Source organism: Streptomyces sp. Ru62, from assembly GCF_002920615.1.
GTDB lineage: Bacteria > Actinomycetota > Actinomycetes > Streptomycetales > Streptomycetaceae > Streptomyces.
The window spans coordinates 50,952-63,203 of sequence record NZ_PQSU01000013.1; the positions used below are offsets into that span (position 1 = coordinate 50,952).

The 12,252-nt window shown below is 71.1% G+C and carries 10 protein-coding genes and 1 pseudogene; 5 read left to right on the top strand and 6 right to left on the bottom strand.

Features of this window, described 5'->3' with window-relative positions:
• Positions 1–110: 110 nt before the first annotated feature.
• The 4 genes and pseudogenes from C3492_RS18950 to C3492_RS18965 all read left to right on the top strand — a co-directional run bounded on the left by C3492_RS18950 (position 111) and on the right by C3492_RS18965 (position 5,544).
• Positions 111–689 carry a TerD family protein gene (locus tag C3492_RS18950; RefSeq protein WP_103812917.1) on the top strand — a complete coding sequence of 193 codons (579 nt, stop codon included), beginning with the start codon at positions 111–113 and terminating at the stop codon, positions 687–689.
• 186 nt (positions 690–875) lie between these two features.
• Positions 876–2,973, top strand: a pseudogene (locus tag C3492_RS18955) (TerD family protein).
• 222 nt (positions 2,974–3,195) lie between these two features.
• Positions 3,196–4,197: a TerC family protein gene (locus C3492_RS18960; RefSeq protein WP_103812918.1), complete on the top strand. Its 1,002-nt coding sequence runs from the start codon at positions 3,196–3,198 to the stop codon at positions 4,195–4,197.
• A 246-nt stretch (positions 4,198–4,443) separates the two neighbouring features.
• A complete protein-coding gene (locus C3492_RS18965; protein WP_103812919.1) occupies positions 4,444–5,544 on the top strand; it encodes a calcium:proton antiporter in 1,101 nt (366 codons plus the stop codon).
• Between the two features lie 26 nt (positions 5,545–5,570).
• On the opposite strand, the gene C3492_RS18970 is transcribed toward C3492_RS18965, so the two are convergent.
• On the bottom strand, positions 5,571–6,842 hold the full coding sequence (locus C3492_RS18970) for an MFS transporter (RefSeq protein WP_103813090.1): 1,272 nt from the start codon (positions 6,840–6,842) through the stop codon (positions 5,571–5,573).
• 210 nt (positions 6,843–7,052) lie between these two features.
• Here C3492_RS18970 and aroQ point away from each other — a divergent pair, with 210 nt between their 5' ends.
• Complete coding sequence (gene aroQ, locus C3492_RS18975) at positions 7,053–7,526, top strand: type II 3-dehydroquinate dehydratase (RefSeq protein ID WP_103812920.1); 474 nt, start codon at positions 7,053–7,055, stop codon at positions 7,524–7,526.
• 41 nt (positions 7,527–7,567) lie between these two features.
• Here the strand turns inward: aroQ and C3492_RS18980 are convergent, their stop codons facing one another.
• The 5 genes from C3492_RS18980 to C3492_RS19000 all read right to left on the bottom strand — a co-directional run bounded on the left by C3492_RS18980 (position 7,568) and on the right by C3492_RS19000 (position 12,037).
• Positions 7,568–8,296, bottom strand: coding sequence for an amino acid ABC transporter ATP-binding protein (locus C3492_RS18980; protein ID WP_103813091.1), 729 nt, complete (start codon positions 8,294–8,296; stop codon positions 7,568–7,570).
• Positions 8,297–8,363: 67 nt separating this feature from the next.
• Complete coding sequence (locus C3492_RS18985) at positions 8,364–9,299, bottom strand: amino acid ABC transporter permease (protein ID WP_103812921.1); 936 nt, start codon at positions 9,297–9,299, stop codon at positions 8,364–8,366.
• On the bottom strand, positions 9,296–10,180 hold the full coding sequence (locus C3492_RS18990) for an ABC transporter substrate-binding protein (protein WP_103812922.1): 885 nt from the start codon (positions 10,178–10,180) through the stop codon (positions 9,296–9,298). The genes C3492_RS18985 and C3492_RS18990 overlap by 4 nt, the downstream gene beginning before the upstream one ends.
• A 444-nt stretch (positions 10,181–10,624) precedes the next feature.
• Positions 10,625–11,281 (bottom strand): MBL fold metallo-hydrolase, encoded by a 657-nt coding sequence (locus C3492_RS18995; protein ID WP_103812923.1) that lies wholly within the window; start codon positions 11,279–11,281, stop codon positions 10,625–10,627.
• Positions 11,282–11,350: 69 nt separating this feature from the next.
• Complete coding sequence (locus C3492_RS19000) at positions 11,351–12,037, bottom strand: maleylpyruvate isomerase family mycothiol-dependent enzyme (protein WP_103812924.1); 687 nt, start codon at positions 12,035–12,037, stop codon at positions 11,351–11,353.
• Positions 12,038–12,252 lie beyond the last annotated feature (215 nt).

Sequence of the window (12,252 nt, forward strand, 5' to 3'; positions counted from 1 at the left end):
GAGCCGGGGGTCGGCACTGTCCGTGGCCCTGCGTAGGGTTCTGAACAACCGCGCGGTGCGCAGCAACGGCTCGGCGCGGCAACAGGGGACCGTCGAGAGGGGATTCAGCCGTGTCCGTCAACTTGTCCAAGGGTCAGGCCATCAGCCTGGAGAAGAAGGACGGGGCCACCCTGACGGCGGTCCGCATGGGCCTCGGATGGCAGGCGGCCAAGCGACGCGGCCTGTTCGGCTCCCGCACCCGCGAGATCGACCTGGACGCCTCCGCGGTCCTCTTCGCCGGTGCGGAACCCAAGGACGTCGTCTTCTTCCGCCACCTGGTCAGCGACGACGGTTCCGTGCGCCACACCGGTGACAACCTCGTCGGCGGTGCCGGCCAGGGCGGGGACGACGAGGCCATCCTGGTGGACCTGCAGCGCGTCCCGGTCCACATCGACCAGATCGTCTTCACGGTCAACTCCTTCACCGGCCAGACCTTCCAGGAGGTGCAGAACGCCTTCTGCCGGCTCGTGGACGAGACCAACGGCCAGGAACTCGCCCGCTACACCCTGGCCGGCGGCGGCGAGTACACCGCCCAGATCATGGCCAAGGTGCACCGGTCGGGCTCCGGCTGGACGATGACGGCCATCGGCGCCCCGGCCAGGGGCCGTACCTTCCAGGACCTGATGCCGGCGATCCTGCCGCACCTCTAGGGCCTGTCCGGCAATCCTGCGTCTGCCGCTCGATGCCGCCCCCGGAGCACGCCCCTGACGCCGCGCGGCCGCTCTCCGGGTGACCACGGGAATGTGACGGCAGGAATGTGACGGCAGGCGCCGGCACCGGACCGCCCGCTCACCCGGTGGCAGGCACGACCGAACGACACGAGGGGGACGACGGCGATGGGGGCCGAGCTGGTGCGGGGGCAGAACCACCCGCTGTCCCAGGTCCGACTGGAGATCCGGATCTCGGCCGGAGTGCCGGTCCTCGCCGGAGCGACACTCGGCGACGAGCACGGCACGGTGCCCGGCCCCCAGTGGGTGGCCCACCCCGGCGCCCCGGACCTGCCCGGCGTCGAGGTGGCCCGGCAGGCCGCCGCCGAGCACCGCCTGGCCGTCGACCTGGCCACCCTGCCCGACGCCGTGCACCGGGTCGACGTGTTCCTCGCCCTGCCCACCGGCACGGCAGGTCCCCTCGGCTTTGGTGCCGTCCCGGCCCCGCACACCACGGTGAGCGGCCACGACGGCACCGAACTGGCCTGTTACACCCTCACCGGCCTGGACACCGAGACGGCCGTGATCGCCCTGGAGCTGTACCGCAGGCAGGGCTCCTGGAAAGTACGCGCGATGGGCCAGGGCTATGCGAGTGGCCTGCCCGCCCTCCTCGCCGACCAGGGACTGCCCGACGCGGACGACCTCGCCACCGCCATCCAGGAGGCGGTGGCCCAGAGCCTGCCCGGTGCGACACCCGTACCGCCGACCGATCGCGATCCCCGCACCGCCCCCGGTTCGGCCCCGCAGACCTCGCCCACCCGTCAAGCGGCGTCCACTTCTCAGCCCGCCACCGTTTCGCCGCCCGTGTCGGCTTCTCAGCCCGCCACGGGTTCTCAGCCCACCGCGGCTTCCCCGCCCACCTCGGCCTCGCAGCCCGCCACGGGTTCCCCGTCCACCTCGGCCTCTCAGCCCACCACCGTGTCCCAGTCGTCCGTTTCCGGGCCGGCGGAGGCGCCGCGTTCGGACGGCCCGCAGAGCCCTGACGAGGATGGCGGTCCCCACCAGCCCGGCGGCCCGGTCGACTACACCCACCCGCGCCGAACCCGGGGCCTTCCGTCCCCGCCCCCGGCTCCCTCGTTCGCCGACGGACAGCCCGTTCGGCCCGTTGCCGGAGATGCCGTGGGCTGGTCGATGGAGGAACGGCTGTTACAACCAGGTCTGGGGCATGTTCGAGGACCTCGCTCGCACCACGGCCGCCTACCGGAGCGCCGTCGACTTCGCCGACTCCCGCCTGGAGAAGGAACTGGACCAGGCCCTCGCCGACCCCCGCACGCGGCTGGGCGCGGCGGGCGGTGCCGCGCGCGAGGCGGCCCACGCTCGCCGCACCCAGCTCGCCGGCCAAGCACGGGCAGCCTTCGATCGCGACCTCGCCCAGCTCATCGCCGAGGCCGAAGTGGTCGAGCCCGCGCTCCCGCCCGCCTACGCCCGCTGGGACAGCCCCGTCTGGCGCGCCTACCGCGTCCCTGCCGAGCCGCCGATGGCGCTGCGACTCGGTGATCTACACCTGCCCGAAAGCGCGGCCTTGCGCATCCCCCTGCTGGTCAGGCTGCCCCTGGACAAGGGGTTGTGGATCGACAGCGGCCCGTCGGCGGCCGGCGCCGCTCAGCTGACGGACCCGGCCGAGCTGCGGCACCTGGCCATGTCCGTGGCCGCCGCCCTCGCGGCGCGCCTGCTCGCCGTACACCCGGCTGGGGAGTTCGCCGTGCAGGTCATCGATCCTGCCGGTGCCGGGACCCGCGCGCTGCTGCCGCTGACGCGGGCCGGGGTTCTCGCGGCGCCGCCCGCGACCGGGGCGGCGGGTGTCTCGCGGACGCTGGAGGGGCTCACCCGGCGGGTCGACCTGCTGCAGATGGCGGTGCGCGGCGGCGCGGCCGAGTCGCTGCCGGCCGATGTGGACACCGCTCAGCAGCTCCTGATCGTCAACGACTTCCCGCACGGGTTCGACGACCGGTCGGTGACCCGGCTCCGCTACCTCGCCGACGAGGGTCCGGCCGTCGGCGTACACCTCCTGCTCGTCGCCGACCGCGAGGAGGCCACCGCCTACGGCCCCTTGCTCGATCCGCTGTGGCGTTCGCTGCTGCGACTCACCCCGCTGCCCGACGACCACCTCGCCGATCCGTGGATCGGTCACGCCTGGACGTACGAACCCTCGCTGGCCCCGGCCGCCGACCGGATCGTGGACGACGTCCTCTCCGAGGTGGTCAGAGCTAGTACCAAGCGATGGTAAAGCTCATCTGACCTGCGAACTTGGTAGTTACTTTACCAATCGCTTTACCTTTACTTGGCGATTGGGGTACAGTCTTCCGTACGGAGGGGAGTACTCCTTGACTGCGGCGCACCCGTCAGTACGGACCGGCTCGGTCCCGGGGCGTCGGCCCATCACGGGTGGAAGAGACCTCCGGCAGCGACAACGCTGATGTGTTTGCCGTCACGTAATGCCGGAGGTGCAGTGGAAGTCTCCATGACCCTATGGGTCCTGACCATCGCGGGTCTCGCCGCTCTGATCGCGGTCGACTTCTTCATCGGTCGCAAGCCGCATGAGGTGTCGATCAAGGAAGCGGGCATCTGGACAGTCGTCTGGATCGCCCTGGCCGGTCTCTTCGGTCTCGGTCTCCTCGTCTTCGGCGGCGGGCAGCCGGCCGGTGAGTTCTTCGCGGGCTTCATCACCGAGAAGTCGCTGAGCGTCGACAATCTCTTCGTCTTCGTCCTGATCATGGCGAAGTTCGCGGTGCCCACGCAGTACCAGCAGCGCGTCCTGCTCGTCGGCGTTCTGATAGCCCTGGTCCTGCGGGCCGTCTTCATCGCCGCCGGGGCCGCGATCCTCGCCAGCTTCTCCTGGGTGTTCTACCTCTTCGGTGCCTTCCTGATCTGGACCGCCTGGAAGCTCATCCAGGAGGCCCGAACGGACCAGGCGGACGAGGAGTACGAGGAGAACAAGCTGCTGAAGGCCGCGGAGCGCAAGTTCGGCGTGGCCGACCGGTACCACGGCACCAAGCTGTGGATCCAGCAGAACGGCAAGCGCGTCATGACCCCGATGCTGGTCGTGATGCTCGCCATCGGCACCACGGACGTGCTGTTCGCCCTGGACTCCATCCCCGCGATCTTCGGCCTGACCCAGGACCCGTACATCGTCTTCACCGCCAACGCGTTCGCCCTGATGGGTCTGCGTCAGCTGTACTTCCTCATCGGTGGACTGCTCAAGAAGCTGGTCCACCTGTCGTACGGGCTGTCGATCATCCTCGGCTTCATCGGCGTCAAGCTGGTGCTGCATGCCCTGCACGAGTCCGGTGTCCACGTGCCCGAGATCAGCATCCCGGTCTCGCTCGGCGTGATCTGCGCGGTCCTGGCAGTCACCACGGTCACCAGCTTGCTGTCGTCCAAGAAGCAGGCAGCTGTCGAGGAGGCGCGCGCCGAGGGGGAGGACGCTCGCAAGAGCAGCGTCGACGTCTGACCGGAGCGCGGCGGAAGCCCGCGACCCCGCGTGGCCGCACAGCGAACGGGGGCATCGGCCCTCGCCGGGAGTGCATGAGCTCTCGGCGAGGTCATCAGTCCTCCTGGGGTGTCTTCGCCCCCGGAGGCGTCTCGTGACGACGCGGGGGCCCGGTCCCACCGGCACCGGGCCCCCGCACCGGAAAGGATGAGAGGTATCCGGAAAGAACGGAATGCGAACTCTGTACGCCTCTGCGACCATCGCCGCATGATCACTCGGCTCCGGTCGCTCACCCGACAATGGACGATCCTCGTGCCGGTGCTCGCGGTCGTCCTGCTGGTCCTCACGTGGGGCCGTGGCCTGCCCGGCGCGGTCGTCGGCCTGGTCACCCTCGTTCTCGCCGGTGCCGTCCTGGCGGCCGTGCACCATGCCGAGGTGATCGCCCACCGGGTCGGCGAGCCCTTCGGTTCCCTGGTGCTCGCCATCGCCGTCACGATCATCGAGGTGGCCTTGATCGTCACCCTCATGGTCGACGGCGGCGACAAGAGTGCCACCCTGGCCCGGGACACCGTCTTCGCCGCGGTGATGATCACCTGCAACGGCGTCGTCGGGATCTGCCTGCTCGTCGCATCCCTGCGGCACGGCACGGCCGTCTTCAACCCCGAGGGCACCGGCGCTGCGCTGGCGACCGTGGCGACGCTCGCCACGCTCAGCCTGGTGCTGCCGACCTTCACCACCAGCAAGCCCGGACCCGAGTTCTCCACCATCCAGCTGACCTTCGCGGCGCTGTCCTCACTGATCCTGTACGGGCTGTTCGTGGCCACCCAGACCGTGCGCCACCGCGACTACTTCCTGCCGATCACCCGGCAGGGCGAGGTGATCACCGCCGAGGACCACGCCCGGCCCCCGTCCGCGCGCACCGCCTGGACCAGCCTCGGTCTGCTCGGGCTGGCGCTGATCGGGGTGGTCGGCCTGGCCAAGGGCGTGTCGCCCACGATCGAGTCGGGTGTGGCGGCGGCGGGCCTGCATCACGCCGTCGTCGGTGTGATCATCGCCCTGCTCGTCCTGCTGCCCGAGACCATCGCCGCGCTGCGCTCCGCCCGGCGCGACCGGGTGCAGACCAGCCTCAACCTGGCGCTGGGCTCCGCGATGGCCAGCATCGGCCTGACCATCCCGGCCGTGGCGCTCGCGTCCGTGTGGCTGTCCGGGCCGCTCGTCCTCGGCCTCGGCGCGACCCACATGCTGCTGCTCGCGCTGACCGTGGTGGTCAGTTCCCTGACCGTCGTGCCGGGCCGGGCCACACCCCTCCAAGGGGGCGTCCACCTGGTGCTGTTCGCCGCCTATCTGGAACTGGCGATCAACCCGTAGCGGGCGCAAGGTCCGCGGTGCGCCCGTCAGCCCGTGACCGGCTCGACGGCCGGCGCGGGCACCGGCCGCGTCTCCGGCAGCAAGGCGAAACAGACCAGGCTGATCAGGGCGATACCGGTCAGGTAGGCCCCCACGCCCCAGGGGACCCGTCCACCCTGCTCCGCGAGCGCTGTGGCGACGATCGGGGTGAGGGCGCCGCCGAAGACCCCGCCGAGGTTGTAGCCCACGGCGGCGCCCGTGCAGCGCACCCGGGCCTCGTACAGTTCTGGCAGGTACGCGGCGATCACCGCGAACATGGTGACGAAGGCGAGCAGGGCGCCCAGGATGGCGAGGAACATCAGCAGCGGCTCGCCGGTCGCCAGGAGGGCGACCATCGGGAGCATCCACAGGACGCAGGCCGCGCACCCCGTCAGACACAGCGGCCGGCGTCCGTACCGGTCGCCGAACAGCGCCACGACGGGCGTGAGCGCGCCCTTGACCAGCACCGCGCCCATGACGCACACCAGCATGACCGTACGGCTCACGCCGAGCCGTTCCGTCGCGTACGCCAGCGACCACGTCGTCACCGCGTAGAACACCGCGTAGCCGACCGCGAGCGCTCCGGCCGTCAGCAGCACCAGCCGCCCGTGATGCCGTACGACCTCGACAAGCGGCACACGCGCGTGGTCGTCGATCTCCAGGAAGCGGGGACTCTCCCTGAGGGAGGAGCGCAGCCACAGACCGGCCAGCGCGAGGGCGCCGGCCGCCCAGAACGGCACACGCCAGCCCCACCGGGCGAACTCCGCGTCGGACAGCCCTGCCGACAGCGCGAGCACCACCCCGTTGGCCAGGACGAAGCCGAGCGCCGGCCCGATCTGGGGGAAGCTCGACCACAGGGCACGCCGTCCGGCGGGAGCGTGTTCGGCGGTCAGCAGCACCGCCCCGCCCCACTCGCCGCCGAGCCCCAGTCCCTGCAGGAAACGCAGCACGAGCAGCAGCACGGGCGCGGCCACGCCGATGGTGCCGTAGGACGGCACACAGCCCACCGCGACCGTCGAGGCACCGGTGAGCAGCAGCGAGACGACGAGCACCGGACGCCGGCCGCGCCGGTCCCCGAGGTGCCCGAAGATCACCGAGCCCAGCGGCCGGGCCACGAACCCCACCCCGAAGGTTCCGAAGGCCGCGAGGGTCCCGGCGACCGGCGAGAACGTCGGGAAGAACAGCGGGCCCAGGACCAGAGCCGCCGCGGTCCCGTAGACGAAGAAGTCGTAGAACTCGATCGCTGTCCCGACGAGCGAGGCTGCCGCGAGCCGCGGCATGGACGGGGTGTTTACGGCGCGTACGTCGTGCATGCCGCGTCAACTACCCACCGTGATCAAGGGTTACGGGGGCGCGCGGAGGTGATCAAGGGACCTGGGTGCGCGCCGTGGTGACCGGAGTACGGGGCCCGCTGTCCGCGCCCACCGGCGTGATAGACCGGGTGCGAGCAGCGGTCTTGGACGGACCGCCCCGAACGGACCGGAGGAACCGTGCCCCGCACCCTGGCCAACGCCCCGATCATGATCCTCAACGGGCCCAACCTGAACCTCCTCGGTCAGCGCCAGCCCGAGATCTACGGCCACGAGACGCTGGCCGACGTGGAGGAGCTGTGCGCCAAGGCGGCGGCCGCGCACGGCGGCACGGTCGACTTCCGGCAGTCCAACCACGAGGGGGAGCTGGTGGACTGGATCCACGAGGCGCGGTTGAGCCACTGCGGGATCGTCATCAACCCCGGCGCCTACTCGCACACGTCGGTCGCCATCCTGGACGCTCTCAACACCTGTGACGGCATGCCCGTGCTGGAGGTGCACATCTCCAACATCCACCGGCGCGAATCGTTCCGGCACCACTCCTACGTCTCACTGCGCGCCGACGGCGTGATCGCGGGGTGCGGGGTGCAGGGCTATGTGTTCGGCGTGGAGCGGGTCGCGGCACTGGCCGGGGCGGCGCGCGCGGACGCCTGACCCGCGCGCGGGTCAGGCGTCCACGTGACCCGCGCGCGGGACTACAGCCGGCCCGCCTCCACGATCCGCCGCAGGAAGCGCCGTGTGCGCTCCTGCCGCGGGTCGCCGAAGACCTGCTCGGCGGTGCCGCGCTCCAGCACGACCCCGCCGTCCAGGAAGCAGACCTGGTCGGCGACGTCCCGCGCGAAGCCCATCTCGTGCGTGGCCAGCACCATCGTCATGCCCTCGTCCTTCAGGCCACGCACCACCTCCAGCACCTCGCCCACCAGCTCGGGGTCGAGCGCGGCCGTGATCTCGTCCAGCAGCAACAGCCGGGGCCGCACCGCGAGGGCCCGTACGATCGCCACACGCTGCTGCTGACCGCCGCTGAGCCGGTCCGGGTAGGCGTCGGCCTTGCCGCCCAGCCCGAGGCGCTCCAGCAGTTCCCTGGCCCGTTCCTCGGCCTCCGCGCGGGAGACGCCGTGCACCCGGCGCGGCGCGAGGGTGATGTTGTCCAGCACGGTCATGTGCGGGAAGAGGTTGTACGCCTGGAAGACGACGCCGATCCGGCGCCGTACCGCGTCCTGGTCCACGCGCGGGTCGGTGATCTCCTCGCCGTCCAGCCAGATGGCGCCGTCGTCGATCTCCTCCAGGAGGTTGGCGCAGCGCAGCAGCGTGGACTTGCCCGAGCCGGAGGCACCGATCAGCGCGGTCACCGTGTGCGGGGCGACCTCCAGACCGACGTCCCGCAGGACGACCGAGCCGCCGAAGGTCTTGCGGACGGACTCCATCCGCAGCACCGGCGCGCTGCTCACGGGCGTGTCGTCGGACGTGCTCACAGGGCTCCTCCCCGGGGCCTCACAGGGACCCTCCCTGGGCCCGCCGCCGGTCCATCCGGGCCGTCACCCAGTCGGTGAACCGGGTCATCGGGATGGTCAGCGCCACGAACACCAGCCCCGCGACGATGTACGGCGTGTAGTTCAGACTGCGTCCCACGATGATGTCGGCCGCCCGTACGGCGTCCACCGCACCCCCGATGGACACCAGACCGGTGTCCTTCTGCAACGACACCAGGTCGTTGAGCAGCGGCGGCACCTGGCGGCGCACCGCCTGCGGCAGGACGACGTGGCGCAGGGCCTGCCGGTTGGTGAGGCCCAGCGAGCGCGCCGCGGCACGCTGCGAGGGGTGGACCGACTCGATGCCGGCCCGGAACACCTCCGCCACGTACGCCGAGTACGTCAGCGTCAGCGCCGTACCGCCGAGCAGCACCGGATCGACCGTCACGCCCTGCAGCCGCAGCGCCGGCACACCCAGGACCACGATCATCAGGTTGATGATCAGCGGCAGACCGCGGAAGAAGTCGGTGTACGCCGCCGCCAGCACGCGCAGCGGGAAGAAGACCGGGCCGCGCAGGGTCCGCGCGACGGCGATCAGCATGCCCAGGACCAGGACGGCGACGCCGCAGATCAGCAGCAGGCGGACGTTCAGCCACAGCCCTTCGAGAACCTTCGGGAACGCCTCGCGCGCGTAGTGCGCGCTGAAGAACGTCTCCTTGGTGCGCGGCCAGCCCGGCGCGTTGACGACGACCAGGTAGAGCAGGGCGGCCGTGACGAGCGTCGAGAGGGCCGCGAGGGCCGTGGCGCGGCGGGCCCGCGCGCGTCTGTAGCGCTCGCGCGCCAGACGCCGCTCGGAGGGCGCGTAGCCGTCGCCCGGGACACCGTCGCCGGTGCCGACGGTCATGTCCCCCTTGTCGTCCGCCCCCTCCCGGGCCGACTCACCCTCGGTGACCGTCACTTGAGCACCGGGGCGTCGACGGCGTCCGAGAGCCACTGCTTCTCGATCCGGGCCAGCGTGCCGTCCTTGCGGAGGGCGTCGACGGCGCCGCTCACGCACGAGGTCAGCGCACTGCCCTTGTCCAGCACGAGCCCGAACTGCTCGGGTGTGCCGGCCTGGTTCTCGAACTGGCCGACGATCCTGGCGTTCGTCACCTCGGCGGCCGTGATGTAGAACGCGGTCGGCAGGTCCGTGACGATGGCGTCGACCTGGCCGTTCTTCAGCGCAGACTTCGCCTGGTCGTTCTTGGCGTAGACCGCCGCGTCCTGTGCCGGCTTCACGACGTCGGTGATGTAGTCGAGGCTCGTGGTGCCGACCTGCGCGCCGAGCTTCAGCTTCTTCAGGTCCGCGATGCTCTTCGCCTCGGCGGCCTTGCCGCCCTTCAGGGCGATGACCGCCTGGCGCACGTCGTAGTAGCCGGAGGAGAAGTCCACGGCCTTCTTGCGCTCGGCGCTGATCGACACCTGGTTGATGTCGAAGTCGAACGTCTTCACCCCGGGCGCGAACGCCTTGTTGAAGGGCACGCTCTGCCAGACGACCGCGCTCTTGCCGTACCCCAGTTGCTTCGCCACGGCGTAGGCGACGGCCGACTCGAAGCCCTTGCCGTTGGCGGGCTTGTCGTCCTTGAACCAGGGCTCGTACGCCGGTTCGTCCGTCGCGATCGTCAGCTTCCCGGCCGTCTTGGTCGCGAGCCGGCCCTTGGCGCAGCTCTTCGCGGCCGACCCGGACGGGGCGGCCGACGCCTTCTCCTCGGGCTGCGGAGCGCAGCCGACGGCGGTGGCGAGCAGGGCTACGGTGACGGCGGCGACCGCGCGGCGCAGGGCGCGAGGAGCAGGATGCATGGCGGGAGACTGGCAGTGAACGCGGCGTCTGTCCAGGTCACGGCGGTGGTTGTCCGCATGCTGGGAACGGGTGTTGCGGCCGTGTGAACGCGGCTGACCGCAGCCCACGCGGGCGGGCTGGGCCTGGGCCGCCGGCCGAGGGCGGGGTTGGAGACCGGCGGCCCCTACCGCTCAGGAGCCGTCATCCTGTGCGGGGCTCCTACCAGTTGACTGCGGTCGGCCGGTCTCCGGGAGTGCGCACGGGGGCCTGATGCGTGCGAAAGGTTCACACGGGGCGCGCGGAGGGGTCGCGCACGCCGGGCGCGTGCACGGCGCGCGCTCGGCGCATGCACAACTGTCGTGCGTGGGGCGCGCGTACGGCCTGTACGCCGGAGCCCGCACCCTGGGACATGGGCCGGTCGGAGATGCGAGCCGGTCGGGCAGGTGAGCCGGCCGGCGCCCCGCTCACCACCCGCGCGCGTGCCACTCCGGCAGATGCGGCCGTTCCGCGCCCAGCGTGGTGTCGTTGCCGTGCCCCGGGTAGACCCACGTCTCGTCCGGGAGCACGTCGAAGAGCTTCGTCTCCACGTCGTGGATCAGGCTGGCGAACGCCTTCGGGTCCTTGCGCGTGTTGCCGACACCGCCGGGGAAGAGGCAGTCGCCGGTGAAGACGTGCGGGTGGCCGTGCGGGTCGTCGTAGACCAGCGCGATCGATCCGGGCGTGTGCCCGACCAGGTGGCGCGCGGTGAGCTCCACGCGGCCCACCCTGATGACGTCGCCGTCGTCGACGAGGACGTCGGTGGGCACCGGGATGCCGGGGGCGTCCTCGCGGCCGGCGTACGTCCGCGCGCGCGTGGCCGCGACGACCTCGGCGAGCGCCTGCCAGTGGTCGCCGTGCTGGTGCGTGGTGACGACGGACGCGATGCCGTCGTCACCGATCATGCCGAGGAGCGTCTCCGCCTCGTTGGCGGCGTCGATCAGGAGCTGCTCGTCGGTGGCACGGCAGCGCAGCAGATAGGCGTTGTTGTCCATCGGGCCGACCGCGATCTTGGTGATCATCAGGTCTTTCAGCTCGTGCACATCCGCCGGTCCGCCGACCCTGACCTCTCCGGAGTACGTCATGAAGGTCAGCCTATAGCGCAGGAGTCCTGGTGGACGGCCGGGTCGGCCGCGCACCGCGCACGGTCCGGCCTACAGGGGAGGCAGTTTCGGCAGCGTCCCGCCCCGCACCTCCAGGGCCGCCTCTTCGCGGCGCCCGGCGAGCCAGCCCACCAGGTCCGCCGGCCGGCCGGTGACCGTGATCCCGGGCTCGTCCGCCGCGCGCCCGGTCGTCCACGCGCGCGTGCCGTCCGTGATGCGGGCCGCCGGGACGTCCGGGAGCCCGGAGAAGCGCTCGGCGAGGAAGGCGGTCTCCCGCTCCAGGAACTCCGCCGGAAGATCCTCCAGCTCGTACCCGATGCCGAGGTCGACGTGGTGCAGTTCCACCTCCACCCACCGGCGGAACGGCACCCGGGACGCGGAGTCGGTGACTCCGTTGCGCAGCTCCACCGTGCGCGTCCAGTCCGCGGGCGCCTCCCCGGCCGCCTGGAAGCGGGCCGCGCTCTCCCGGACGTCGGCGAGCTGGACCTCCACGGGGCGCGGGGCGTCCCGCTCGATGTCGGCGTCCCGCGCCTCGGCACTCGCGTACATGGGACGGCCCTGGAGGACGTTCACGAGCGCGTCCGCGTTGCGGGCGAGATGGGCCAGGACATGTCCGCGGCTCCAGCCCGGAAGCCGTGACGGCTTCGCGAGCGATGCGTTGTCCATTGCGGTGACCGCGGTGAGGAGCCGATTCGTCGCTTCCCGTACACAGGCCAGGTCATGAGCGTGATCCATCATGACGCCGACCCTAGTCCGGCCACACCTTCGGGTGAAGGTGATGAACCCCGCCCGCAAATCGAATGCACGTGCTATATGGTCGAGGACGGCGTCGGGCATGCTGGATGGTCGGGGGTTGTTATGCAACCGGGCAATCCGACCGGCGTTGTCAGTGGCTCCCCCTAGTCTGAAGAAGCACGGGGGCCCCGCCCCTGTCACTTCTCTCAAGAAAGGTG